At 36.9% G+C, this 26246-nt stretch carries 20 protein-coding genes; 5 read left to right on the top strand and 15 right to left on the bottom strand.

What is annotated here, in order from left to right; translation table 11 throughout:
• Nucleotides 1-88: 88 nt before the first annotated feature.
• Together J2T03_RS12350 and J2T03_RS12345 are read right to left on the bottom strand one after the other, a co-directional pair.
• A complete protein-coding gene (locus tag J2T03_RS12350) occupies nt 89-799 on the bottom strand; it encodes a C40 family peptidase (RefSeq protein WP_306840710.1) in 711 nt (236 codons plus the stop codon).
• A gap of 337 nt (nt 800-1136) precedes the next feature.
• Nucleotides 1137-3332, bottom strand: a complete 2196-nt coding sequence (locus J2T03_RS12345; RefSeq protein WP_306840709.1) for a glutamine synthetase III family protein — start codon at nt 3330-3332, stop codon at nt 1137-1139.
• Nucleotides 3333-3622: 290 nt separating this feature from the next.
• On the opposite strand from J2T03_RS12345, the gene J2T03_RS12340 reads away from it, so the two are divergent.
• The 3 genes from J2T03_RS12340 to J2T03_RS12330 all read left to right on the top strand — a co-directional run bounded on the left by J2T03_RS12340 (nt 3623) and on the right by J2T03_RS12330 (nt 8095).
• Nucleotides 3623-5314 carry a DUF6909 family protein gene (locus J2T03_RS12340; RefSeq protein ID WP_307211490.1) on the top strand — a complete coding sequence of 564 codons (1692 nt, stop codon included), beginning with the start codon at nt 3623-3625 and terminating at the stop codon, nt 5312-5314.
• 226 nt (nt 5315-5540) lie between these two features.
• Complete coding sequence (locus J2T03_RS12335) at nt 5541-6011, top strand: DUF1572 domain-containing protein (protein WP_307211488.1); 471 nt, start codon at nt 5541-5543, stop codon at nt 6009-6011.
• A 242-nt stretch (nt 6012-6253) separates the two neighbouring features.
• Nucleotides 6254-8095: a M1 family metallopeptidase gene (locus J2T03_RS12330; protein ID WP_307211486.1), complete on the top strand. Its 1842-nt coding sequence runs from the start codon at nt 6254-6256 to the stop codon at nt 8093-8095.
• Between the two features lie 205 nt (nt 8096-8300).
• Here the strand turns inward: J2T03_RS12330 and J2T03_RS12325 are convergent, their stop codons facing one another.
• Nucleotides 8301-8903: a hypothetical protein gene (locus tag J2T03_RS12325; RefSeq protein WP_306840702.1), complete on the bottom strand. Its 603-nt coding sequence runs from the start codon at nt 8901-8903 to the stop codon at nt 8301-8303.
• A gap of 238 nt (nt 8904-9141) precedes the next feature.
• Between J2T03_RS12325 and J2T03_RS12320 the strand changes: the two genes are divergently transcribed.
• Both J2T03_RS12320 and J2T03_RS12315 read left to right on the top strand, forming a co-directional pair.
• Nucleotides 9142-9900, top strand: coding sequence for a type III pantothenate kinase (locus J2T03_RS12320; RefSeq protein WP_306840700.1), 759 nt, complete (start codon nt 9142-9144; stop codon nt 9898-9900).
• 32 nt (nt 9901-9932) lie between these two features.
• Complete coding sequence (locus tag J2T03_RS12315; protein ID WP_306840698.1) at nt 9933-10472, top strand: GNAT family N-acetyltransferase; 540 nt, start codon at nt 9933-9935, stop codon at nt 10470-10472.
• Nucleotides 10473-10555: 83 nt separating this feature from the next.
• Here J2T03_RS12315 and J2T03_RS12310 read toward each other — a convergent pair whose 3' ends face one another.
• From J2T03_RS12310 to J2T03_RS12255, 12 genes are all read right to left on the bottom strand, one after another.
• On the bottom strand, nt 10556-10987 hold the full coding sequence (locus J2T03_RS12310; RefSeq protein WP_306840696.1) for a nucleoside deaminase: 432 nt from the start codon (nt 10985-10987) through the stop codon (nt 10556-10558).
• A 1-nt stretch (nt 10988) separates the two neighbouring features.
• The gene (locus J2T03_RS12305; RefSeq protein WP_307211485.1) at nt 10989-11615 is read right to left on the bottom strand and encodes an energy transducer TonB; all 627 of its coding nucleotides are present in this window, start codon (nt 11613-11615) and stop codon (nt 10989-10991) included.
• 55 nt (nt 11616-11670) lie between these two features.
• Nucleotides 11671-12591: a helix-turn-helix transcriptional regulator gene (locus J2T03_RS12300; RefSeq protein WP_306840693.1), complete on the bottom strand. Its 921-nt coding sequence runs from the start codon at nt 12589-12591 to the stop codon at nt 11671-11673.
• A gap of 216 nt (nt 12592-12807) precedes the next feature.
• Nucleotides 12808-13359 carry a hypothetical protein gene (locus tag J2T03_RS12295; protein WP_307211483.1) on the bottom strand — a complete coding sequence of 184 codons (552 nt, stop codon included), beginning with the start codon at nt 13357-13359 and terminating at the stop codon, nt 12808-12810.
• 10 nt (nt 13360-13369) lie between these two features.
• On the bottom strand, nt 13370-15937 hold the full coding sequence (locus tag J2T03_RS12290) for a hypothetical protein (protein WP_307211481.1): 2568 nt from the start codon (nt 15935-15937) through the stop codon (nt 13370-13372).
• A gap of 230 nt (nt 15938-16167) precedes the next feature.
• A complete protein-coding gene (locus J2T03_RS12285) occupies nt 16168-19962 on the bottom strand; it encodes a hypothetical protein (protein WP_307211479.1) in 3795 nt (1264 codons plus the stop codon).
• A gap of 22 nt (nt 19963-19984) precedes the next feature.
• Nucleotides 19985-22165, bottom strand: coding sequence for a hypothetical protein (locus J2T03_RS12280; protein WP_307211477.1), 2181 nt, complete (start codon nt 22163-22165; stop codon nt 19985-19987).
• A gap of 12 nt (nt 22166-22177) precedes the next feature.
• Complete coding sequence (locus J2T03_RS12275) at nt 22178-22819, bottom strand: leucine-rich repeat domain-containing protein (protein ID WP_306840682.1); 642 nt, start codon at nt 22817-22819, stop codon at nt 22178-22180.
• Nucleotides 22820-22825: 6 nt separating this feature from the next.
• A complete protein-coding gene (locus tag J2T03_RS12270; RefSeq protein WP_306840681.1) occupies nt 22826-23458 on the bottom strand; it encodes a leucine-rich repeat domain-containing protein in 633 nt (210 codons plus the stop codon).
• A 294-nt stretch (nt 23459-23752) separates the two neighbouring features.
• Nucleotides 23753-23923 carry a hypothetical protein gene (locus J2T03_RS12265; protein ID WP_306840679.1) on the bottom strand — a complete coding sequence of 57 codons (171 nt, stop codon included), beginning with the start codon at nt 23921-23923 and terminating at the stop codon, nt 23753-23755.
• A gap of 232 nt (nt 23924-24155) precedes the next feature.
• Nucleotides 24156-25193, bottom strand: a complete 1038-nt coding sequence (locus J2T03_RS12260; protein ID WP_306840677.1) for a patatin-like phospholipase family protein — start codon at nt 25191-25193, stop codon at nt 24156-24158.
• Nucleotides 25194-25383: 190 nt separating this feature from the next.
• On the bottom strand, nt 25384-25884 hold the full coding sequence (locus J2T03_RS12255) for a M15 family metallopeptidase (RefSeq protein WP_306840675.1): 501 nt from the start codon (nt 25882-25884) through the stop codon (nt 25384-25386).
• Nucleotides 25885-26246: the final 362 nt, after the last annotated feature.

The raw sequence follows: 26246 nt of genomic DNA, 5'->3' as shown, positions 1-26246 counted from the left end.
TCAGCCAACAATCAGTAAAATATTAATGAAACAAATAAAAAAGCCATCAGATTCTGATGGCTTCATTATTTAAATCAATTATTTAAAATTAAAAACTTGTCGCTGCGGATGGAGTAGAAGATGCCAAATTGTTATAAGCTTCTCCGTTCTCGTTGATCACTCTTTTGGCAAACCTGAATTTCGGTCCCCAGTAAGAATCATTCAGCGATGAGATCATTACCCCTTTAGAAGTGGCTGCGTGGATGAATTTGATTTCACCTTCTTCAGTTACACTTTCTACGATACCTACGTGAGAGATTCTTCTTCCGTGTGAAAAGAAGATCAGGTCTCCTTTCTGAAGCTCACTTTTATCAATACTTTCTCCCTCCTGAGCCTGAGAAGCCGCTACTCTTGGTAAGCTAAGCCCTGCTGCTGCTCCGAATACAGAAAGAACGAAAGCTGAACAATCAATACCTCTTCTGGTCATTCCTCCGTATCTGTATGGAGTTCCAAGGTATGTTTCAGCTTCTGTAAGGATATTGTCGATGGTTTTATTGTATTTGACTGCTTTTGCAATCTCAGAATTCTTAATAGCTTTTTTCGCATTTGCGATAGATGCCGCCTTTTCCGCCAGGAAGGAATCAATAAGTCTTTGCTTATCCTGCTCCATTTTCTTGTTATCAATAGAAGCTAGTTTGGCATCTGTTTTGTATTCTTTAGCGTAAGTTGCTGGTTGTGAAACTACATAATTTGTAGCGCAAGATTGAACAGAAACTGTAGACACTAAAGCAACTAAATAAAACAAAACTCTTTTCTTCATATATATTTGATTATCCGTGTTAAAAGGAATATTTATTTTCACAAAGCATTACAAAAGTAGAGATTCCGAGCAAAAGACCCCTGATATGATTATTGTCAGGTTCTTTATTTAACACATTTTAACATATTATTTAAGTATGTTAAAGAAAAACAAACCGCAACCGCCTATTTTTCGTGAGTCTGCGGTTTTTTTTATTAAGATTCTTTAACATAATAAATAGCTTTTCCTTTATTAATCGGAGATTGGGATTTAAAACTCTACTTTTCACTCCTGTTAATAAAACAAAAAAACTCCCCGGAAAACCGGGGAATTTAACTAATATGGAACTTTACAGATGTTATTTTGTGAATAACATTTCTCTATATTTAGTCATTGGCCAAAGTTCATCATCCACCATCATTTCAAGATCATCAGAAGCCTCTCTGATCACATCGAATAATGGGATTACTTTGCTGCAGTATGTTTCTGCCTGCTTCTGACTATTTGATACAGCTTTCGCTGCTTCTCTTGCTTTAATAAGATCTTCAACGCCCAATTTGATCTTGGAAACATTTTCAGAGATATTGGTAATTAAGCTCATTTGCTCTTTTGCCAATGTTTTGAATTCTTTATCTCCGAATATTTCTTTAAGACCTTTTACGTTCTCGATCAGTCTGTTCTGATAATTTAAAGCTGAAGGAATGATGTGATTTCTTGCGATATCACTTAAAACTCTTGCTTCAATATCAATGACAGTAGAATATTTTTCTAATTTAATTTCGTTTCTTGCCTCAACCTCTCTGTGAGTGAATACTCCGATCTCTTCATAAAGGGCAACGAATTTTTTATCCATTTCCTGCTTAAGCGCTTCAGGAGTAGTTTTTAAGTTATTTAAACCTCTCTTTTTAGCTTCTTTCGCCCAGTCGTCAGAATATCCGTCACCTTCAAACATAATGCTCTTACACTGCTTGATGTATTCTCTTAATACATTAAAGATGGCTTCGTCTTTCTTCAGTCCGGTTTCGATAAGGGCATCAACTTCTTTTTTGAAATCGATAAGTTGTTTAGCAGCAATGGTATTCATTACCGTCATAGACTCTGCACAGTTCGCAGAAGATCCTACCGCTCTGATTTCGAATTTATTTCCTGTAAATGCAAATGGAGAAGTTCTGTTTCTGTCCGTGTTATCTAAAAGAATTTCAGGAATTTTTCCAACGACATTCAGTTTAAGGTCTGTTTTTTCGTCCGGAGAAAGCTTTCCTTCCGTTACTTTTTCAAGCTCTTCCAATACTCTGAACAATTGGCTTCCGATGAATACGGAAATAATTGCCGGTGGAGCTTCGTTAGCACCTAATCTGTGGTCGTTACTTGCAGATGCGATACTTGCTCTCAAAAGGTCAGCATATTCATATACCGCTTTAATCGTGTTTACGAAGAATGTTAAGAACTGTAAGTTTTTCTTAGGGTTTTTTCCCGGGCTTAACAGGTTTTCGCCTGTATCAGTTGCTAAAGACCAGTTGTTGTGCTTTCCGCTTCCGTTTACTCCTGCAAATGGTTTTTCATGGAATAAGATATGGAAATGGTGTTTGTGAGCAATTCTTGCCATGATATCCATCAACAGAGAGTTGTGGTCTACGGCAACGTTTACTTCTTCAAACATTGGCGCAAGTTCAAACTGGTTAGGAGCAACCTCGTTATGTCTTGTTGTTACAGGGATTCCCAGTTTCATACATTCGATCTCCAGCTCTTTCATGAAGTTCATTACCCTTGTAGGGATGGAACCGAAATAGTGGTCGTCCAATTGCTGCCCTTTAGCAGGAGAGTGTCCTAATAAAGTTTTACCTGTTAAAACAAGGTCCGGACGGGATTGGTATAATGCGGAATCAACTAAGAAATATTCCTGCTCCCACCCTAAAGTAGGAGTTACTTTTGTTACGTTTTTATCAAAATACTGCATTACGTTGGTTGCGGCCTCATCTACAGCATTCAAAGCTCTTAAAAGAGGTGCTTTATAATCTAAAGTTTCTCCTGTATAAGAAATGAAGATAGAAGGAATACATAAAGTAGTTCCCATGATGAATGCAGGAGAAGTAGGATCCCATGCTGTATAACCTCTTGCTTCGAAAGTATTTCTGATCCCTCCGTTCGGAAAAGAAGAAGCATCCGGCTCCTGCTGTATCAATAAGTTTCCGCTGAATCTTTCGATAGCTCTTCCTCCTTCAATTGGAGTGAAAAAAGAATCGTGCTTTTCTGCAGTAGTTCCTGTCAAAGGCTGAAACCAGTGGGTGTAGTGAGTGGCTCCTTTGCTCATTGCCCAGTCTTTCATAGCTACGGCTACCTGGTCTGCAATGTGTCTCTGGATCTTTGTTCCTTTTTTAATAGCATCCATAATAGACTGGAATGCTTCTTTGGTCAAATATTCTCTCATGGTTTCTTCTGAGAAAACATTCTGGCAGAATAATTCTGACAATTTTCCGGGAACCTCAACAGAATTATCTCTTCTGAAGTCCTTAAATGGTAAAGTTTCTAACGCTTTGAATCTTAAAGTTGACATATTAAGGTTGTATTTTGTGGGGCAAATTTACAAAAAAAATGAATTGAAAATATTTTACCCCTGTATTTTTTAGGGGTATTTATAAAATTCATTAAAATCAAACGATGGTTTAACTATTTTTAATAGGGGTGATTGGCTGGTGAAAGGAATATTTAGCCCTGTAATAAGCATCATAATACATTTTATGACACACTTTTTACAGTTTTAAAGATACAAATTTAAACTGCTTGTTAAAAGATACTTAAAATAAGTTGAGCGAAGATTTTGTATATTTGTGTGAAATTTATTTTATGACAAATTCTAGAGCTAGAGAAACAACGGAAGCAATTGAAAGATTGTATATTTCTATGAGACACCTCTTTTACAGAGGTTTTTTTAAACCTGCCGGTGTTTCTGGAGAAAGTATCAGAAGTTTGTTAAAGACTATCAATCCAGAGATATATGGTACCATGAATATTCCTAACAAAATGGAATTGGATGGTTTGATGTACGTTTTAGACAGACTTCCGGAGGGAATTGAAGAATGTGCTTTTATTCATCTTACATCAGATGAAGGTTTTGATAAAGGAAGTTTCGAACCAATTGTACCTAAAAAAAGAAGAAGAAACTGTTACAGGATAGATGAGCACCAGATGAATATTGAAGTTCTTTTGGGGCGTTCTGAGATTTACGATATTCTTACCCACTTAACATTCTTATTTATAGAAGCGGATAAAGTGAGAAATCTGGCTTTCATTCAGGATGAAAACTGGAAACCGACACGTGCTTTTAAAATTATCGAAGAAGTAGTAAAAGGCGAAAAGAAATTCAGTAGAAAAGAAAAAGAGGTTGCTCTTATTCATCTGTCTTCATTAATAGGAAGAACTTTTGAAGAAACGCTGAATGCTTACAATGCTTTTGGGGATGATGAGAATCCAGACCGTTTATTCAAAATCATCTACAACTTAGGAAAAGTAAGCCTGGAAGATGCAAAACAGACGAGAGAAAGAGAGATTCATTTCAGTGCCATATTAAAGGAAAGAGTGGGGCATCACTATTTTGGTGAAAAATGGGCCAACAAAGTGAAAGAAGTTTTGTTTGAAAACAATCTTCATATGCGTCCGCTTCACATTATTTCAGCCAATATGCACTCGGTAAAAAATATGCTGTACGGAAATGATGCCTTAAAGAAAAAAGACAACAAAGAAGTAGACTATAAACTTTACGGAGAGATTTCTGATAAAAAAGAACTTCGCGACAAAGTTTCCAAATATGCTTTGGAAGAAGGATTGATTTATATTAATGATAAGAGCGGAAGTAATATAGATGTTCAGATCATTGATTTAAGCAAGACAGATCTTAAAAACACTCCGTTCAGTGGTATAAAATATGGCGGAGATGATGTGATCATGGTTTTCGACTATGCTTTCGGTGAACAGGCCTTTGAGGTAATGGACGAATTATTGAGACCTTTCGAGCACAAAGGAGAAGTGTATATGATGAAAGTGAAATCTGTTTCCATTATGGGTAAAGCAGGTATTCTTGCCGGAGGAAAAGGGGACATCATGATTCCTACTTCCCACATCTTTGAAGGAACGGCAGATAACTATCCTTTTGAAAATGCTTTAAAACTAGATGATTTTAAAGATGATGAACTGAAAGCGTTTGAAGGACCGATGATTACCGTTTTAGGAACCTCACTTCAGAACAGGGATATTCTTTCTTATTTTATGAACACTTCATGGAAGGCGATCGGTCTTGAAATGGAAGGTGCACATTATCAGAAAGCCATTCAGGTAGCTTCTAAGATCAGGCATCATATTGTCCCGGATCTGTTCGTATGTTATGCGTACTATGCATCGGATAATCCTTTGGAAACCGGAAGCACACTTTCTTCAGGAGGCTTAGGCCTTACAGGGGTAAAGCCTACCTATCTGATCACTTTAAGAATCCTTGAAAAGATCTTACAAAGCGGAAAAAAAGAAATTCCTGCTAAAAAATAATTTGATTTTAAATCATATTGAAGCCTCAGATGTTTTGCATTTGAGGTTTTTTGTTTTTGAAACACAAATGACAAAAATGTTTTTCACTGATGAAACGAATGAAAGGTTTAAAACCTTAACAAGGCTCATAGGAGGTATATGTATAATCATCCTGGAAAATTCAAAAAATCTACCAGAGGTAAAAAAAATAAAATAATTATCTTTAGAAATAACAAAATTTTAAATAATGAGTTCAGCTTCACAATTAGCCAAAAGGTTCAGGGAAGTCTTGCTTGACGGGCTTTGGATCGCCAATACCAATTTTAAAGATCAGCTTAAGGACGTTACCTGGAAACAGGCGGTCACAAAAATAGGATCTTTAAACACAATCGCTATGCTTGCTTTTCATATCCATTATTATATAGCCGGAATTGTGAATGTGCTGGAAGGTGGTGAACTCGAAATAAAAGACAAATTCAGCTTTGATCTTCCGCCCATTGAGTCTGAGGAACAGTGGAGAGATTTATTAAACAGGCTATGGACAGATTCAGAAAAGTTTGCATTATTGATTGAGCAAATCCCTGACAACAAGCTGGATGAAGTTTTCGTAGATGAAAAATACGGAACCTACAGGAGAAATATAGATGGGATGATAGAGCATGCTTACTATCATTTGGGGCAGATCACTTTAATTAGGAAGATGCTGACCCATTCATAATATTGATTTTATCTTGAAGCACAAATGCCGCTAATTCATGAATGTTAGTGTTTAAAATTGTGTTTTATTTGTGCCATTTGTGGTTAAAAAAAATTTGCATCATCTATAAGATATGCGCAGGCAAACTTAACCATCAGAATAAAAAAACATCTAAATCCATAGCAGATCAAAAAGCCCTAAAACAGCTCTATATTTGAAGGGTTTACATAAATTACTTACCTTTAAAAAAAAATAAATTTTAAATGAGAAAATCGGCTGCAATCCTTTTTGCGTTTATCATTTCACAATTTCAGGCTCAGCAGGGAGCTTATTATCAGCAGGCTGCGAAGTATAAGATGGAGATTGACGTTAATGCTGAAAAATTTACTTACCAGGGAAACCAGACGTTAGAATACACCAATAACTCACCGGATGAGCTGAATGTAGTGTATTTTCATCTGTACTGGAATGCTTTTAAGCCTAATTCAATGATGGACCAAAGAGTTGCGGGCCAGGGTAAAAATGGAGACTCAAGATTGCAAAAGGATGGTATTTCAAGGCTGGCTTCTATTCCGAAAGATCAGGAAGGTGCCCAGAATATCCATTGGATCAAACAAAACGGAAAAGAGGTGAAATTTGAAATCCAGGAAACCATTATGAAGGTATATCTGGCGGAACCTATTCAACCTAATTCTAAGACAACCTTTACCATGAACTGGGACGCTGTAATTCCTCAGCAGATCAGAAGAAGCGGAAGAAACAACAGGGAAGGAGTTGATATGACGATGACCCAATGGTATCCTAAAATTGCAGAATACGATTATGATGGCTGGGCAACCTTTGACTATATCGGAAGAGAGTTTCATGCACCATTCTCAGATTTTGACGTAACCATCAAGATCAACAAAGATTATGTAGTTGGAGCAGGAGGGATTCTTGAGAACCCGGCAGAAGTTAAAGGCTATGACACCAATGCAAAAATCAAAGCCGAAAAAGATAAAAAAGCAACATGGAGATGGACTGCAAAAAATATGCTGGATTTTGCATGGAGTGCAGACAGAGATTATGTTGTAAAGAGTTTTGACGTTCCGGAAGGGCCAAAAGTGTTTTTAGTGTATCAGCAGAATGAGAGAACAAAAGTGTGGGAAGAAGCCCAGCCTTATGTGACCAAATATTTCCAGCTGATGAACAGCCATTTCGGAAAGTATGTATATCCAACCTATGCATTTATCCAGGGCGGAGATGGTGGTATGGAATACGGGATGTGTACCATGATTCTAGGTGAAGCCAAAGATATTAAAGGTTTAATGGGATTGATGGCTCATGAAGGTGCGCACTCATGGTATCAACAGATGCTGGCCACTAATGAATCCGTACGTCCGTGGATGGATGAAGGATTTACCAGCTATGCAGAAGGCTACGTCATGTATCAGCTGTTTCCGGAAGAACTGCCGAATCCTTTTGCCAATACTGTCAATGCATACAGAAATTTCATTAAAAAAGGAATTGAAGAACCCGCTGTATGGCTGGGAGATCACCATGATAATGGAACTTCTTACACGTATGCTTCCTATGTGAAAGGGGAATTATACCTTGTACAGCTAGGTTACATCATGGGTGAGCAAAAGCTTGCAGAAACTTTAAAACAATATTATGACCAATGGCACATGAAACACCCATCTGATAGGGATTTTCTGCATATTGCACAGAAAGTTTCAGGGATGGATCTGAAATGGTTCCACAATTATTGGATCAATACCACAAAAACCATTGATTACGGAATTAAAGATGTGAAGTACGATGCAAAATCTACCACCATTACTTTAGTGAATAATGGACAGGTTCCGATGCCGGTTGATTTCAATGTAGTGACGGTGGATAAAAAGATCGTTACCTATCAGATCCCTTTAAATATGACACATACATGGAAGGAGAAAGATATTTACGGCGACTTTAAAACCATGCCTTACTGGCCCTGGACTCAGAAAGAATATACGCTGACAATTCCCTATCCGAAAGCCCAATTATCTGTCCTAGGAATAGATTTAAGCCAGAGAATAGCAGACGTAAATATGAATGATAATATTGTAGAAGTAAAACAGTAAATCATGTAATATAAAAGATAATCCCACAGAAAATTCTGTGGGATTTTTTTTGCATGAAAAATTTTTAAGCGTTCTTAGCATCCTGGATTTTAGTACAAATCTTGAAAATTGACCATTTACTTGCGAAGCAAAAATTCACGGTTCACAATTACATAACTATGGAAGCCAATATTGTGAGGTTAGATGTCTGAAATCTATCATTCCGTTATTTTATCCTAAATTGCAGGACCATCCAGTGATTAGGATGATTTTTCACAAGATCATTTCTTAAAACCTCATCTTTCGTATTAAGATAGCTGTATACTTTTAAAGGAACTGAATCAGGGTATTCTTTTAATCCCTGGTCTACAGCAGCTTTGGCGTCTTCCTTCTTTCCTGCCCCGTCCAGTGCCTCAGCCTTATAGATATAGATAATTACAGGCACTTTTCCATAGATATCTTTGGTTTCATTTTCCAATAGTTTCATGGCTTCGGTCTGAAATTCAGTGTCAGGTGTTTTTCCAGCCATAGAAGTCCGGCTGAGATGCTGCTGATACATCAGGAACAGCAACAGGATGTGAAGGTTTTTCGTGTCGGGATTGGAAGCTAGTTTCTCAATTCTTTGAACCGTTTCCGGTGTCATTTCATCATTTTCTGCCTGCAGGCTTTTAGTATAAAATTCATCCAGAATATCATAAACAGCTTGGTCGTTGCGGTCGATCTTTGATTCCTGCTTTATTTTCAGGAATATATCTTTTACCTGGTTTCCGTTTTGGGCAAACGTATTCAGGCCAATACAAAAGAATATGGTTAGGATCAGTTTCTTCATGGAATCAGGATAAAAATATTTTCAGTCTTAAAGGTAATTAAATGTTTTCAATCTTCTAAATCTCAGGCTCAGGTTTTCCTTATTATGCATGTCAGAAATCTACTTGTTTGTCTTTGTGATAAAAACGCAATTGTCTTTAGGCATTTTCTCAGATTAAATAATATAGATATTGCTTATTTTTGAGGATAAAGGCTTATTTTTACAACCGTTTTTTAACCCAGACTAGCTTAAAAAATAAATGAATTCAATCGTAATCAACGTAGGGAACAGCAACATCAGATTCGGACTTTTCAATGGAGACAACTGTGATATTTCATGGGTGATCAACACTAAGCCGTACAGAACGGTAGATGAGCTGTATGTACAGATCCTCATGCTTTATCAGACCTATAAAGTAGAGCCAGAAGATATCAGTAAAGTCATCATAGGGTCCGTAGTACCACAGCTTACCAAAGTGATGAGTTCGGCGATTAAAAAGATCCATGGTCTTCAACCTGTGATTGTAGACAGGTCTACCCCTTCTGGAGTTCAGGCAAAATCCAAACAGATGGGAACCGATATTTATGCCAATCTTGTGGCCGCCCATAATCTTTACCCAAACCGGAAGAAGATCATCATTGATTTTGGAACGGCTCTTACAGCAAGCTGTGTAACGGAAACCGGAGAGACACTGGGAGTGATTATTGCTCCCGGAATTGTAACCTCTTTAAATTCATTGATCAGCCAAACCGCCCAGCTTCCTGATATTGAGCTGAAAAAACCTAAATCAGTATTGGGTCTGGATACGGTAACCTGTATGCAAAGCGGTATGGTATATGGGTTTCTGGGAATGGTAGAAGGTTTTATAGATCGCATCAATGATGAGGTGAATGATGACTGTTTTGTGGTGGCAACAGGTGGTGTTTCCCATGTTTATAAACCTCTGACGGAAAAAATTCATGTAATGGACAGGCTCCATACCCTGAAAGGACTTTATTTTTTAGGAAAAGATTTATAGAGATAAAAGATTTAATAAGTTAAAACTATGGTATGAGAAAATTAAAAGAATTTCCCAGAATAGAAACAGAAAGGCTGATTCTTTCACAGCTGGAAGAAGAAGATATTCCTTTCGTGACTGAATATTTACAGGATAAAATTTTCTCAGATCTTACCTCCAATATTCCTTATCCTTATACCGAAGAGCATGCCGGTCTTTGGGTGAAAATGTCCCGAGAATCCTTTGAAAACAATACAGGATATACTTTTGCTGTCCGAAATAAAGAGGAACAGATTATAGGAGCTATTGGTCTTCATGACAGAGATGATGACAAAGCTGAGCTTGGCTACTGGATGGGAAGGCCTTTCTGGAACCAAGGCTACGTTACGGAAGCTGCTATAGCTTTAATTGATTTTGGGTTTAAGGTACTTCAGTTCAATAAAATCTATGCTACTTATTTTCTACATAATCCTGCATCCGGAAGAATCATGGAAAAAATAGGGATGGAAAAAGAAGCTCTGTTAAAGCAGCATCTCAAAAAAGAGGGTGAATATTTTGATGTGATGATGTATTCTGCTTTAAAAAACAAGTAATGATTTGACCTTTTGTGGAATTGTATTAGAATTCTAAAATACTTCCGCAAATAACCTGTTCTCTCTTTACTGTAAGCATCTGCCTATCTTTTGTTTTTAAAAAATTCTTTAACGATAGTTGAACATTCATTTTCCATTACTCCGGTTACCATTTCTGTTTTTGGATGCAAAGAAAGATGTTTGTTGATAAATCCCCTCTGCTCATCTCTGGCTCCAATTACGACTTTAGAGATCTGTGACCAGGCTAAGGCTCCGGAACACATGACACACGGTTCCAAAGTTACATAAAGCGTACAGTTGATCAGATATTTGCCTCCAAGGAAATTAGCGGCGGAAGTGATGGCCTGCATTTCGGCATGGGCAGTTACATCATTTAATGTTTCAGTAAGATTGTGAGCTCTTGCAATAATCCGGTTATTGGAAACGATGATACATCCGATGGGAACCTCATCTTTTTCCAGAGCGGCTTCTGCTTCCTGTAGGGCCATTTTCATGTAATATTCGTCGGTAAACATTTTATTCTTCAATAGTTAAGGTTAAAGGAAGCCTGAGATAATATCTTACCGGATCGCCTTTGCTAATTGCCGGAGAAAATTTCTCTGAAACGGAATACAGTGCAATTTCAGCCTGTCTGTTAAAGGTGAAATTATCCCCCTGTGCGTGTACATTACTGATGCTTCCGTCTTTTTCAACAATAAAAACCACATTTGTTTTTACTGTTTTCGTTTCAGTGTAGACACCTCCTGTATAAAAAAGATTTGAAACTTCCTGTCTCAATGTATTGAATCCGCCGGGATAGTCAGCAGATTTTTCAAAAACAGCAGATTTCTCAGTGATGTTTTTCGATATATCTTTGGGGCTCTTCAGGGACTGCAGATCTTCCAGGTTTCTTACTTTTAACAAAGCTCCTATCATGGCGACATTTTCAATGCTGTCCATCTTTTTCATGAAAAGCATAAAATCGAGTTTTATATTGGCTTTTTTGAAAGAATCAGGCTCTGTGTCAAACTTCTTTTTAAACTCAGTATTCAGCATATTCCTGTGGTGGTTATAATAGTTTTTAACCTGCCGGAATTCCTCTTTCTGCTGCGAAAAACAAAAAGAAAAAGTAAGGGAGAATAGGTAAAGGAATAAAGCTTTCAAAAGAGTATATTTATGTAAATATACTTAAAAAATAGGAACTTTTTATCCTTTGATATCAGCTTTCAAGATAGCGGTTCAGGGATTCCTGAAGATGGGTCCGGATATCATCAACTAAACCTTTCGGTTCCAGAACTGTGACTTCTTTACCATAGGAAAGAATCTCCTGCATAAAATCATAGGTAGGGTGGAGGAAGAACTCAAAATAGATCTCCTCTGGTGTTTCTTTCGTTTCTTTCTGAGACTGGTGAAGCGGAAAACTTCTGATATACTCTCCCTGATGTCTGCTGCACTTCATAATGATCTTCTGAGGGTTTTGTTCTGCAAGATTCATCACCCCGAAAGCATTTTTGAAATGTTCCCTGAAATTGTAGTTATACTTTTCACGAAATTTGCTGTCGCTTACATCCAGATAATTGACTCTGTCCAACCCGAATGATTTTAAGGTTTTATCTTTAGTGTCAATCGCGATGAGGTACCATCTGTCCTTGGATTCTTTTAAAGCCAGCGGATGTACTTTCCGTGAAGTCATGACTTTATTTTTGTAGTTGTAATGTTCAAAACTAACGACTCTTTTATTACGGATCGCAAAGAAAAGATCATAAAAATGTTCTATCCCTGTAGGCTTTCTGCTTTCAAAAAAGATAAAATCTGAAAAGTCCGGATGAAGATTCAAGGCGTTGCTTACCTGGAAGGATTCCAGTAATTTTTGGTTGTATTCATCCACTTCCATGATCGGGCGGCTCTCAATATAATACCTGTTATCCCCTTTCTTTTTGTTGTGAATGGAAAGGTTAAAAAGATCAGAAATCTCACGGATATCCCTCTGCAGCGTACGGATCGAGTAACTCTTGATCCCCGCATCCTGGAATTCGAAAGAGTTTAAAAGATAGTCCTCCAGCTGGGAATAGGTAGCCGGAGAACTTTCTAATCTTTTGATAATTAAGGCATATCTTGTCAGATAAAAATCTTTTTTCATTCGTCTGTATTTTATAGGGCAGCACTGCTGCGTTTCATGGTAAAATTTTATAAGACAAATATATAGGGTTAATGCGACAAAACGTGTCGTGTTTTATTTTTTTGTAGAAAGTTTTTAGAAAAATAATAAGCCACAGAAATACTGTGGCTTATTGATTATTGATCAAAATATTCTTTTCCTTTTCTATCCACCCAGCCTTTTTTTGCTATCTGTGTTTCAAATCTGTTTTTTCTGACCTTCTACAGTAGCAACTGAAATATACAAAGGGTATCCTTCTTCATAATTATTTTTTAAGTTGTTATAAAACAATTGAAAGTAATATAATTTAAGATCTCTTCTATGTTTCCTTATATTATGATGATAAAACTCTCCTAGAAAATTCTCTACATCTTCATATTTAAGATTCCAATCATTATCAGGATCATAATGTTCTTCTTTATACGCTCTAATGTAAGCAAGAGGATTTTGCTGATGTTCTTCTGGTACTTTTTTTATTGTTTTTAGTACTTCTCTTATTTTCTTTTCCACTGCATCTACAATAAATTCCCATGTTTTAGATTCGTAATAAAAATCTTTCTTCCCGAAATCTTCTCCTAACAATTCTTCAAAAACTTCTTTTTCATAATCAAATTCATTCCATTCAGGATTTTCTTGGTAATCTTGAATACGTACACCAATTCCTATTGAAGTACCATCAGTATTGTATAATCCCACTTTTTTTATATCTTCTACTGAAATTATTATTTTATCTACTTTTTCCTGTGGCATAATATTTATATTATTTATGATAAATTACTTTAAGTTCTTTTAATTTGTTAATGTCTCCAAAAAGTCCATCAAATTCTTGCATGGTAGTCTTCAGTTCAATTTTATCAAAACCTTTTTCTTTAGCCCATTTATAGGGAGTAATTTGTTTTACTGCTTCTATAATGTTGGCTTCTGTAATAGATTTTCCCAACATTGCTTTTTTAAAACGGGTTAAATTTACAGATTCTCCACCATAAGCAATATATGAATCATTTTTTACATACAATCCATAAATTCCATCAAATTCTTTTCTTAAATCTTTTTGTAAAGTTACAAAACCATCATCATACATGGTTTTTCCTAAACTCACATCTGTTAGCTCTGTTTTGTTAGCTTGAAGGGTGGTATTCAAGTTAGGTGCAACCATAAAATCTCCAGTGTAATAATTTTTTCCGTTCTCTTTTACAATATAAACTTTACACTCAAATTTATCCATAACATCTTTTTCCTTTACGGTCCAGCTTTTTTTATAATGTAATTTAGAATTTAGCTCATGAAGTTCATAGGAATAATATTCTCTATTATTTTTTGGTTTTTTAAGAAGCTTCCCTACATAGGTTTCTCCAGTTTGAGAGTGTAAAAGCCTGGTCTCTTCAGAAGCTATTTTGGCAAAAAAGAAATTTTCCATAGCAGCTTGCCCTTCGCTTTTATATACTACTATGGCGTTTTCCATAAACTCTTTTGCTGAAGATTTACTTCCGGAAAAAATCTCTGCTCCTTTAAAGAAAATAGTGACATCTGTTATCGATTCCTTTATTCCTTGTAAATAAAATAAAAGTTTTCTTCCACCTTGTACTGCATAAAGTCCCAAAATAAATTCTGGAAGTATAATGCCAAGTGCTCCAATGGAAAGCGGTTTATAGGTTTTTCGTATTCCCTTAATAAATTTTACTCCATCTATTGTTGCTTCATAAGGTTCAAAAGTAATTTTCTTCGCACTAATAGAGGTTCTGAGCTCCTGTGACAATCCTTTTACATTAATGAAATCGGATACTAAACGTGCCCACATTGCATAATGTATGTATTTTGTAATTACAGGATGATCTTTTCCAAATTCCGGAATCAAAGTAGCTCCAAAACTTGCATCTATCGCAACTCCAGTAGCCGAGTAGGCAATTCCAATAGTACTTCCTGCTTCTACGGCAGCCATTATTTCTCCTACACCAATAAGACAGAATGCTATTTGAACAATAACCTGTGCAGCAAGTATATTTGTTTTCCATGTTTCCTCGTTATATAGAAAATAAACAAAACAAGCTGGAACAGCGTATATTTCACCTGCTTTTAGTTCATATATCTCGATATCTTCCACTGGGGTAAGGCTTATAATATCTAAGGGGTTGCACGAAATAGATTTCTGTAAGTCATCAGCATTCATATTAGACAGAAAAGGAGCTGCAATAGTCCCTTTACCGATTTTTATAAAGAGATTCAGATCTGTGGTAAATTTCAGTTTGTTGTGGACAGTATCAAATTCCTCTATATTATGATTTCCAAAAGTTTTATTGTCAAATAGGATCTGTCTTCCGAATTCCAATGCTTCTGCATATTTTTTATCCATTTCTCCTTTTTTGACATAAGTCATATAGACACTGCTAATAATAGAACATACTTCGGAAAATGCTTTAAATCTTAGGTTATTGAGCAAATGAAAAAGTTTTCCCTCTTGTTCCAGACATATGATGATGTTGAAGAGATCCTGTTTATTGGAACAGGTTTTAAATAAAGCGGCTACAATATCTCCATCATTAAAACCTGTTGAAATATTAAATCTTGGAAAGAATTCTTCCTTTACACAATACATTTCAATGTATTTTTTTCTCTGTTCCGAGTCTAAACTGAAAAAAGGAGTATCAATAAACCATTTGAACATACTTCCTCCTGCTGTAAGATTTTTTTCAACAAAGGAGTTCATATCTGCAATACTTGTAATTCTTCCATCTTTCAGCTCGCCTATATTCTTTTTATAATTCTTAAGTTGCGTAATGAGTTGTTGTAAGTCTTTCAGGGAAATGTCCTTATTGTTATTGAGGTGAACCCAAAAATAGTTGTATGGATCTGCTTTAGATATGATCCATTCATTATAGGCATGTTTTTCTTCTGCTCTCATTTTGGCAATAGTTCTGTTCACTTCCTGTAACGCCCTTATTACCCCTTGTTCTTTTAAATTTACTTTATTTTTCAAAATTTGGCTTGGTATGGCAAATTTTGATTCCTGCTTGCTATTTTGTTCACTTGTAATAAATTTATAATCTGCTATAGCATCATCAATGGCATTTGAGATTTCATCGTGGGTAAAAGAGAACCCCGGTTGCCTGTCATTAATGATATTACTTATTACATATTCTTTAAATGTTATGTTATCTTTAAAACCTTTATATTTGAAAACTTGTTGGGAACCTAATAATTTATCATATTCTTTAGACCTGCCAGTAATAGTAATATATAATTCATTTTTACTTCCAAGTAAATAGAATATTAATAAATCAGCATCGCTATGATCTTTTAAAATTTTTGAGTCATTATATTCATCAACCAATTTATTGATATCTCCATACGGTAAAAACTTGTGAAAATAGGTAGCCCCTTCACCATCTAACTGGCTGTGTTTGTTTTCAGGAGAAAGCCCTAAGCCACTTATTTTGGTAATTTTAGGCATCTTTAATGAAGGTATATCATTACTTACTAATGCTTTTATTGGTTTCATTTTTATAAGTGTTAATTGTTAAAAAGAAATGGCGGCTATATGCCACCATTTCATTAATTTATTTAATCCAAGGTGCTTGTTTCCTTTTCTCCATGTGATAACTGAATATCCCTATGTTCAAAATTCGTTTCAAATTCCAGTTCAGAAGGATTCTCACAGTTTTTCGGATCAGTTTCCGGGAAAATCGGCAACGGCTGATCCACTGGAAGTCCTGTAGACTTATCCTGAAGAATAGTAAGTGTTGTAGGCAATCTGGTAATCCAATATTTACCCTGAGGTTCTCCAGTTGGCTGTCTCATTTCGTCCACAATACTCATGTACATTGGGTCTCCGATTACCGGAACTTCACCACCATTCCAGATTAAGCCTGTTTCCAGGAAGAACTGTACGGCGTTTTCAAAACCTGGTTTTACGGTAACGATAATTCTTGCCATCCCTGCCTGTAGGAAGCTTCTGAATAAAGGATCCAGACTTTCACTCAAATAGAATTCCTGCCAGCTCTTACGGTTAGCCCAATAGTACGGATAGAAGGTATAATCCATGATTTCCCATTCAAATGCCTGTTCCATAAACTTGGCAAGGGCAGTATATTTATCCAGGTTTTCATTCAGATATACCTGGAAGTTATCCATGGTTGTCTTATCATCGGCTCCGTTTGTTGTTGCCTGCCCTAATGTGCTAAGGTAATCCTGCAGCAGGTATGCAATACAGTTGTGCTTTAAGACATCATGCTCCATATAACGGTAGAAATGATCCTGTCTTTCTTTAGCCTGTGCTTCTTTTTCTTTCTGCTCGGCATCTAATCTTGCCTGCTCCTCCTGGAATTTTGCATAAGCTTCTTCATAGGCTTTAATAATGGCATTGAAACTTTCTGTTTTCCAGTTGTTGATGTATGCATCACTTAGCTCACAATTTACCGTTACTTTTATGTTGTAATTTCTTACGTTATGTCCTTTCACTTGGAAAGAAACATTACCGGTTACATTGAGGCCTGATGCTCCTTCGTCAAAATTAATATCACCATACTCAGAACGGCCAATCATGTCTCCTTTTAGATTGGAGCACACTACCTCGGAATAACGGGCTCCTGACCATCCGCCGCCTCTGTTTCTGGATGATCTGCAGCTAAAGCTTGCACTTTTCCCGGCATAGTTATCCGGAATCGTAAACTGTGAATAATCTACTCCAAAATCATCATTGGTTTGAGGAACGCTCGCGGCACTATGGATAATTTGTTTGGTAGCCTCTGGAAAAGCTTCTAAATTTACTCCGTAAATCTGTGCCCAATGCTGGATCTGTACTATCGTTGCAGACTTTGGATCTGGCATATACCACGGTTCAGGAGCCTTTCTAGGATCTACGGGAGCAGTAAGCACCTGAGCTTTGGCAACAGTAAGAGCCAGACGGTGCAATCTTGAAGGTTCAGGAACCATAAATTCAAACATGGTACGTTTACCGTAATTGTAGATCTGGTTTTTCATCTTTTTATCTACCCATCTGTAAACGCCTGTAATGTGCTGTGGCGGTAGATTGGTTGTAAGAGCTTTTCCTCTGTTGTCAAATTCATGGACATTGGTTTCCGTGTATTCTTTGATGATTTTCTGTACCCTTTCTTCCGAAATTTTGGTAAGAACTCTTTCCATTGCTCTTTCCGTGATCTCCTGAGATTTCATCATGGCTTGTCTTGTGCTGTCGTGCTGTGCTGTATTATTGGCATAGTCTGCTCCAATTTCAAACTTCATGGCTTTGTCATTTCCGTAGCTGAATCTTGTATAGGCAGTAATACTTTGCTGCTTGTCAATTTCTTTGGCAACCTCAGTCTGCATATCTGTTCTGGAGGTTTTTGACGTGTCGGAAATTTTCTCGGTTTCTTCAGATTTGGATGTGGTATCTGTGATTTCAGAATAATCCCTGGCAACAGAAGACTTATGTCTCAATTCGCTGGCCATGACGTTTTCAATATTTGAAACTTCTCCAGGAACATAAGCATGAAGACTTTGGACTACTTTCAGATAATCAGCAACCCCGAGTCTTTTGATCCCGAAATTTTTGCGTTTCTGGATGATCACAGGTTCTGGTTCACCAGGATTTTCAACTACAGCACGTTTTAGGGTCAGCATGCCGGTGAGGTTCAGGTCTTCTTTTGGATATTGTATAGCAATATCTCCGTATGCCTGACTTCCGTTATCAAAAATAATTTCTATTCTGAAGCTAAAACTGTTTCGGAACTTATCTATTAAACATGTTGGTAACGTGATTTTATTATCAATGACCTGAAGATTGCTGTAGTTTTCTTCAAAGGTTCCGGCAGCGTCTGTGGTGGCAATGATCTTGGCATTGGCAACGCTCCACGAAACATCTTCAACTTCAAAAGAAAAATTAACAAATCCTCTACTGCCGGACAACCTGAAGGAGTTGTGTGCATATAAACTATATGCCATAGGAGTTCTGGAAGTATTCTGAATAAGGGGAACTGAAGCTCCACCGATATTTGCATACTGCTGCTCGAGAAGAGGGCTGTTTTGCAGAACGGTTTCCATTGATGAAGAAATATTGTTTTTTATAACAAGTAAAGCATCGGAATAGGTTTGTATTTCATCATCAAGGATAATGGTCTGATCACCAATCATTAATGTATTGTCAGAGAGAAGCTGGACTCTTTCTGTGGCTGGAACATTAGATACTTTCTCTGCATCAAATTCTGAGAAAAGCTCAACAAAAAGGTCGAAAGATTCCGGAGAAAGTTTTGCCTGCAAATCTTCTAAGTCGATTTCATTTCTATATGAAAATACAAAAGACGGAACTTCATATTCCTTTAAGCTGTTATACAGACGTTCTTTTTCTTCTTCCGGAGTTTCGGGAGTAATCTTACTTTCCACTTCGGCCAGCTTTCTGTCATAGAGATCTATACGTTCCCTGTTTTCGTCCATGTATCTTGCATAGCCGTCTTGGTATGCCTGATAACGGGCTTTGTGATACTTTTTCTGAAGTTTTTCCAATTCGGTGTTTAGCTTGTCCAGACCTTCTTTTCGGTGGATCGCTTTGCTGGCTGTCAGCGATGTTCTTGCTTCAGATTCCAGTCTTTGAAGGGTTTTTGCACCGAGAGCCGGAGCGGAAGCTTCAGATACTGTAGGCGAAGCTGAAGAAGATGTTTCCAAGTAATCCTCTGAAAATAATGATGTTGGCAAAATTACTTTTCCATTCATTGCTTTTTCTAATGGTTTTTCACCATTTACCTTGATGATTTCCTGGTCAGTAAGATCCTGATTGTTAGCAAAACCAAGCTGAATGGCCATCAGAATATGGCTGATCGCTTCTTTAATATAAAAATCTCCCTGGGTAACGATCAGATAGATGAAATTATTCCAAAGAAGGGAAAATGTTTGGATTCCTTCAGCATTAAGCTCTTTATCAGCATTAATAAGGGTTTTGTAATAATCGGTAACATAAGGCAGGTCATTGCTGCTTAATGTTTCTTTTTTAGAAAGTTTTCGTCCGATAATAAGAAGGTCTCTGAATGCTCCTTCCTCAATTTTCTTTTCTGATTCAAATCCCAGATTGCTGAATCCGCTTGCCGCCCTTTTCATTTCTCCAAACTTGGTAGCTTTGGCAGGTCTTCCGGCAACCGCAGTATCAAAAATACCGGTGACGCCTTTTGGTCTGTGGATAAATCCTAAATTTTTGTCTTTTGTTTCCGTTAATTGTGGATTTCTTAAACTCACAAATCTGAAAAGAGTCTGTGATACATTATTTGTTGGGTTCATACCTTCTGCTGCTTTATAGTTAATAATACCTTCTCCTATTAAGGATTCTCCTACAGTAAATGCGGTCTTTGCTGGTGTATTGTTTGTTGACATTTTAATATTTTGTTTTAATGATTTATTTTTTTGTGTATTCGAGGGTCAGGGTAAATGAGTCAATGACAGAAAAATCATAGTCCGGATCACCTGTCAGTTCAATTCTAACCATTCCTCTTTCTACAGTGATATAGGCTTTTGTTCTCCATTGGTTACCTGCGAATACAGCATCCAGAGCATACCATTCTGTAAACATCTGATTTGAGACAATGGTTTCAATATCAGGGAATTCAGCTGTGATATCTATCTCGCCGGTTCTCGGGACCTGGTCTACAAACAAGGTTTTTTTGTAAACCGGCTTACTATTGATCCATGTTCCGCCTGTTAATTCTTCTTTGATGGTATAAGAATGCTGCTTGTCTGCATATTGTTTCTGGATGTAATCATTTTTTTGAGCATTGTCTCCAAAATAAGTTTTAGAGCTTAAACCTCTGGGAGCTGTTGCCTGATGTTCCACTAAAACCGGCTCATCAGGATTGTTCCCAACAAGAATTCCTTTTCCTTCAGGACCGGAAAAATTCATTAAAGAAGCTCCTGTTGTACTTAAAGACATCTTTGCACCATAAGCTGCCGCCAGGACACCATATTCTTTGCTGACATCTACTTTTGATTGTAAGGCATAATCCAAACTGCTTGAAGTAATCATCACACCACTTGGGAAAAAACCTACCTGGTTTTGATTTCCATCGATAGTATTTGTTTTATAAAGAAGGGTTTCATACTCCTCTCCGTTAGCGTGCTCAAACTGGATGTGTCCTGAAACGGGTTTATTTACTTCTGTTCCTGAAATTGGAAGGTAATTCTGGAAATCGGAAAGGTTTTTATAACCAATAGTGTTATTGGCGTTCATTACCGCTACTTTCGAATACGTATTATCGGCCAGAGGTGTTCTTCTAGCTGTAATTACAGCATCAAAATTCAAAATTCTTGCAGCGAAATCACCATAGATGAAAGGTGTTACCATGTCATGCCTTTGAGGCGTCGTATAAGAGTCAATAACCAGCTTATTCGATGTAGAACCTCCCAATGGAGCATTACACCCAATCACGACATTATTATCGCCCCAAACTCCCATTGCATGAGTAGTTGATGCTGCATTATAACCTACAAACGTATTATATCCCCATGCTCCGGAGCCGGTTACTTTTCCATGGTTTGTTCCGGAAAAAGCACCTAAAAAAGTGTTTTGAACTCCATTCGTTAAAGAGTAAGCTGCTCCAATACCAAGAGCGGTATTATTAGTTCCTGTTATATTTTTATTTCCTGCCTCATCTCCAATATAAGTATTTCCGGTTCCGGTTGTTGTTTCGGTTCCTGCCTGAGTTCCAAAAAAGGCATTGAAATTTCCAGTTGTAAGTTTGGCTCCACTTGAAATACCAGTTGCTGTATTCCATCTTCCTATGGTTACTTCGTTTAAAGCATAAGAACCAAGTGCGACATTATTTGAACCTGTGGTTAATTTTGATAATGTATTATAGCCAATCCCTAAACCGTAGGCTCCTGTATGGGCATCGTTGATATTCCCCCAATAATGTGAATATGTATTTTTGTTAAAGCCCAATTCACCTGCTCTTCCCTGATCAGCATTGAATACAAGCGGTTTTGTTGTTGTATTGCTGCGATCAACAACATTCTGTAAGGTATCAGTATTTGTAAAAGACGGTTTATCTGCTAAATCGTTGTAACTTCCGGAAACGGCAACTTTATGTATTTTTACTTTTTCGGTACCTTCCTGGACCAGAGAAACACTTCCGTCTACATTTGTAGTTGGAACAATACTAAATTCTGAAAGATTGATAGGAAACGAAGATCCGTCACTCTGAGTAATTGTAATGATATTTTGAGAAGCATCGTATTCTGCATGCTCAATACGGATATTATTGGTTATCAGGCTGCTCAGATCTACCGTTTTACTTTGTTGAATACTATTTTCTCCTGTATAAAATACCGTTAAAATATTTCCATTCAATTCCGGATTCTGAATTGATGTTTGAGTTTCTATTTTATCTTTCCAAAGCTGGGCATTTTGCGGGCTTATATTGGAAGCATCTGCATCTGCCTTTTGAGAAAAATCATATTCTAATCTATCTGTCGGAATTTTCTCATCCTTATGCCAGTAAGATTCCTGCCATTCCCAGAACTGTTCCTGGATAGGAATATCCCCGTTCTCGAAATATTGTTTTAGTTCTTGTTTTGTTTTCATTTGTTGATGTATTTAAGATTCGCTGATAAGAGTTCCACCAATGACCCTCGTATTAGGATCAAATGAATTAGAGTAGTACTGTGTATTGCTGTCAAGTATGACCGTGTTTACACCCGGATTATAATTGAAGGCATTAGGTCCGATCTTTGAAACCCCGGCCACAATGTATATTGAGCTAAGCTTGTTGTAGGCAAAAGCATACTCTTTAATTTCTTTTACATTCGCTGGAATTGTTATTGTTTCCAGTAGATTAGATGAAAAAGCACGGTCATTGATTGTGGTAACACTTTCTGGAATGGTTAAGGATTTTAGTTGATTACTGCTGAAAGCCTCCACGCCGATAGTTATAACACTGTCGACAAGAAATAAATTTGATATTCCGCTTGCTATCGCAAATTGTGCAGGAATGTGCAAAGTACCTTGCTTTATAAATATACTCATGACCCGGAGAGGTGCTAATGTGGCATTTCCGTTTTCATCTATCTCCGCATGAAAATCATTCCAGCGTGGCAGCCCGTTTTCCAGACCTGCGATCTTAGTCATGTCTATTTTTTCGTCCTTATGCCAGTAAGAGTCCAGCAAAGCCCAGAAATCTTCCTGTACCGGCTTGTCTCCGTTTTCGAATAGGGACCTTAGTTCTTCTTTTGTTTTCATGATATTTTATCTATAAGTGATTGTTGCTGTTGATGGAATTCCTGCATTACTTAGATCTAGACCAGACGGAGCTGAAACTGTTTTTAGCGAAGGAATGGCAAATGCATTTTGCCCGACAGATGTTACTGTGCTGGGAATGTATAAGTCTGAAATAATGGTTGCTCTGGGGCAGTTAAATGCAGCAGCTCCAATAGTAGTTAAGCCATCATTGAGAATAATTTCTTCTAAGGAATCTGGACCATTAATAATATTTCCTTGGCTAGTAAAGGCTTGATCCTTAATGGTTTTTAATGTTAATGGAGTTCTGATGCTTTTAATATTTTGCCCTAAAAATGCAGATTCTCCTATTTCTTCAAGTCCTTCATTGAAAAGTACTTTTATGATTTGGTATGACATTCCTGTATAAACAAAGGCTGATGGAAGGATTTTTTTTGTATCGGCAGGAATAGTAACTGCTACTGCTGAGCCAAGTAATCCGGCTTCGGCAAAAAATGGAACCACCTTTTCAATACTTTCAATAGAATCTTGAATGATTTTTTCGTCCTTATGCCAGTAAGAGTCCAGCAAAGCCCAGAAGTCTTCCTGTACCGGCTTGTCTCCGTTTTCAAATAAAAGCCTTAATTCTTCTTTTGTCTTCATAATAAATTGTGTGATTTTGTTGATTAATTAATAGGTTGATTGGAAGAGCCTTTTAGTAGAATCTCTTCAGGATTTTTAGTCTTAATTTTTTAGTGGTTATTGACAGTTTCCACTTTATTATTATGTTTTCATATTTTTTATAGATTTTTAGACATAGTTCTGGCTGTCCAGCATTTTGTGAATGATAGATTCAAAGGTGTATTTGAATGATTATAGGGTACTGTACAGGTGTCTTGATATGGTGTTTCAAAGATAATTCCGGACAGCGTCAGAACTTGTCGTGTTAGAAATTATTTAGTATATATTTTCTTCAGGAATAGCATCTTCAAAGTCTTCCCTGAAAAAGCTTTCAATGTCATTGAGATAGTTTTCATAGTCCATCTCAGCATGCTCGATGTCGCTCCATTCAATAGTATAGAGATCTGTATCGAAAAGGGTGTCTGGATTGTGATCTGGTGTTTGCATGTTTTGTGTTTTAAGGTTGAGGTTATGTTGTGAGCATATTTCTGGCTGTCCAGCATCGATAAATGTTGAATTCAAAGGCTTTTTAAAATTTTATGATTGTTTTTTTTATGTCTTTGTTTATACTCCAAAAGTAGTGGGAGAAGACGACAAAACTTGACGTGTTTTAAAAACTTTTTACATTTTTTAAATATTAGCTCTTTAGCTTATATGGGTCTTTTATAAGGTAAATAGCTTATATTTTATTTTTGATCAGCTTCTGTACAATCTGGTTCAGAACTTCCCTGTTATCATCAATATAGCTCAGCCCTGCCTGAATAAGATTTTCAATATTTGATCTTCTGACATTATCCATAGCTGGAGATGCATTTTTTAGAGAAGGATTCAGGCGGTAATAATTTTTCTGGTTTCGCTGGCCTAAAGTCTGGAACATCTGGCAAAGCTGATAATCTACAGTTTCAGCATTGGCGGACATTAATATATCAATAATCGGATTTACCCAGCCTATTTTTCCTGACTTTTGAAGTTTTCTGAAAGAATAAGGCCTGGCCTCAATACCGGTTCCGATAGAAACAATAATCATATCATTTACACCGGGATGATTGGCCTTCTGATGATTCTTCAATACTTCTGCAAAAGGAATTTTTCTGGCTTCTGCATAAGCGCAAAGAGCAGGATTATTGGCAAACATGCCACCATCAATCAAGCTGAAGATCTGCCCGTACATCGATTTGATCTGTACCGGACTGAAATAAGTAGGAGCAGCTGCTGTCGCCCTGCAGATATCTTTTACATAAAAGTTATCCGTACTCAGATTAGCCTCCCAGGAATTAAAAAGTTTTGCTCTTCTGTTTTCAATATCATAACTGGTTATTAAACATGGTTTTATAAATTCTTTAAGTTCTAAAGTTCCAAAAAAGTCATTCAGATTTTTTTCAAGTGCATCCTGAGAAATTTTTTCATTAAGCAGGCCAAACGGATTGACCAGCTTTTCCCAAAAAGAAACCTGAAAGATGTCGCCTCCCTTTTCAGCATATAATTCTAGCCCTTTCTGGATAGAATATTTTGCCTTCCGGTGTTCATCGGGACATAGAATAATAGAAGCGATCAGTCCTCCTGTGCTGCTTCCCGCAACCAGATCAAAATAGTCACCGAGTTTGGCACCCGGATTATCATGATACTGAAGCTGCTCTTCTATGTAGCGGAGAATAATACAGGTGATAATACCTCTTATTCCGCCCCCGTCCAAAGAAAGAATGGTTGTCTTTTTCATGTGATGTTTTGTTGGTTTTTAAAGAAAAATTAAGGTCCTGAGACAACTAAAACCAACTTTCTGCCTTTAAAAACAGATGCTGGTTTTAGTATTTGAAATCTCAGTTAACTAACATTTTCTTATAAAACAAAGGTAGGCCGGGGAAGCGACAGAACTTGTCGTATTATAATTATTTTCAAATAATAGAGAGTTAAAACAGAATATAATTTTGCTTATCTTTTGGCATCTTGGATAATATTCGCCAGCTCGTTTTTACAAGTCCTTTTTTAGTCCTGATATTCTTTTTTTCGAAGTGGGGAAGGTCCTTGAAGGTTTTCCAGTTTCCACCCCAGTCCCAGCCGTGCCTTGCAAAAATTTTCACACATTCGTACCAGTCTGCTACTCTGTCGTTATCCCAATCTTTCACGGTGTCCCAGCTTGCAACTTTACCGTCGATCATCAAGCAGATGTCAACAGCAAGTCCGTAATTGTGGATGCTCTGACCGGCTTTGGCATTGGTTACTTTTTTCCCGGACGTAACCCTTCCGATGGCGTACAGTTTTTCCTGCTCTTCAAAAGATCTCAGGCCTTGGGTAATTCTTACTTTAGCTCTTCCGGTAAGGGCTTCATCGCATTCTTTTATGATCTGCTTTACTTCATCCCTTACAGAAGGGTGAAGCTTATTGATTCGTTCTGATGTTACTTTATCCATGATTCATTATTATTTATTCTATGAAACAAAAGTATAAGTTAAAGGCGACGGAACTTGGCGTGTTTAATTAAAATATTAAATAAAAATGTATTTTAAATATAAAAAATTTTCATTCAACTTTATACCCTAACGATATATGGTATTTCAAAAATTTAATTCACAGACTCAATGATCAAGGAGTTTTTGCTACCCACTAAATTTAAGTTCAATGCAAAATTATTTTGTTGAAAATGCTCGAAAACCAGAGACCGTATTTTTCAGAATTCAATAAAGATATTATCCATTAATGAAGAGATCATCCGTCAGCATTTATATCAGATCGATCTGGGAAAGAACACTTAAAATAATCTAACAACAGCTGA

The organism is Chryseobacterium lathyri, assembly GCF_030812195.1.
Lineage (GTDB): Bacteria > Bacteroidota > Bacteroidia > Flavobacteriales > Weeksellaceae > Chryseobacterium > Chryseobacterium lathyri_A.
This window is presented reverse-complemented; position numbering and strand designations above follow the sequence as displayed.

Coding starts and splice junctions, on each gene's coding strand:
- J2T03_RS12280 (WP_307211477.1), bottom strand. CDS start 22,165: ATGAAAACAAAACAAGAACTAAAACAATATTTCGAGAACGGGGATATT.
- J2T03_RS12255 (WP_306840675.1), bottom strand. CDS start 25,884: ATGGATAAAGTAACATCAGAACGAATCAATAAGCTTCACCCTTCTGTA.
- J2T03_RS12340 (WP_307211490.1), top strand. CDS start 3,623: ATGACAAATTCTAGAGCTAGAGAAACAACGGAAGCAATTGAAAGATTG.
- J2T03_RS12315 (WP_306840698.1), top strand. CDS start 9,933: ATGAGAAAATTAAAAGAATTTCCCAGAATAGAAACAGAAAGGCTGATT.
- J2T03_RS12260 (WP_306840677.1), bottom strand. CDS start 25,193: ATGAAAAAGACAACCATTCTTTCTTTGGACGGGGGCGGAATAAGAGGT.
- J2T03_RS12330 (WP_307211486.1), top strand. CDS start 6,254: ATGAGAAAATCGGCTGCAATCCTTTTTGCGTTTATCATTTCACAATTT.
- J2T03_RS12310 (WP_306840696.1), bottom strand. CDS start 10,987: ATGTTTACCGACGAATATTACATGAAAATGGCCCTACAGGAAGCAGAA.
- J2T03_RS12275 (WP_306840682.1), bottom strand. CDS start 22,819: ATGAAAACAAAAGAAGAACTAAGGTCCCTATTCGAAAACGGAGACAAG.
- J2T03_RS12265 (WP_306840679.1), bottom strand. CDS start 23,923: ATGCAAACACCAGATCACAATCCAGACACCCTTTTCGATACAGATCTC.
- J2T03_RS12285 (WP_307211479.1), bottom strand. CDS start 19,962: ATGTCAACAAACAATACACCAGCAAAGACCGCATTTACTGTAGGAGAA.
- J2T03_RS12270 (WP_306840681.1), bottom strand. CDS start 23,458: ATGAAGACAAAAGAAGAATTAAGGCTTTTATTTGAAAACGGAGACAAG.
- J2T03_RS12300 (WP_306840693.1), bottom strand. CDS start 12,591: ATGAAAAAAGATTTTTATCTGACAAGATATGCCTTAATTATCAAAAGA.
- J2T03_RS12320 (WP_306840700.1), top strand. CDS start 9,142: ATGAATTCAATCGTAATCAACGTAGGGAACAGCAACATCAGATTCGGA.
- J2T03_RS12350 (WP_306840710.1), bottom strand. CDS start 799: ATGAAGAAAAGAGTTTTGTTTTATTTAGTTGCTTTAGTGTCTACAGTT.
- J2T03_RS12335 (WP_307211488.1), top strand. CDS start 5,541: ATGAGTTCAGCTTCACAATTAGCCAAAAGGTTCAGGGAAGTCTTGCTT.
- J2T03_RS12345 (WP_306840709.1), bottom strand. CDS start 3,332: ATGTCAACTTTAAGATTCAAAGCGTTAGAAACTTTACCATTTAAGGAC.
- J2T03_RS12295 (WP_307211483.1), bottom strand. CDS start 13,359: ATGCCACAGGAAAAAGTAGATAAAATAATAATTTCAGTAGAAGATATA.
- J2T03_RS12325 (WP_306840702.1), bottom strand. CDS start 8,903: ATGAAGAAACTGATCCTAACCATATTCTTTTGTATTGGCCTGAATACG.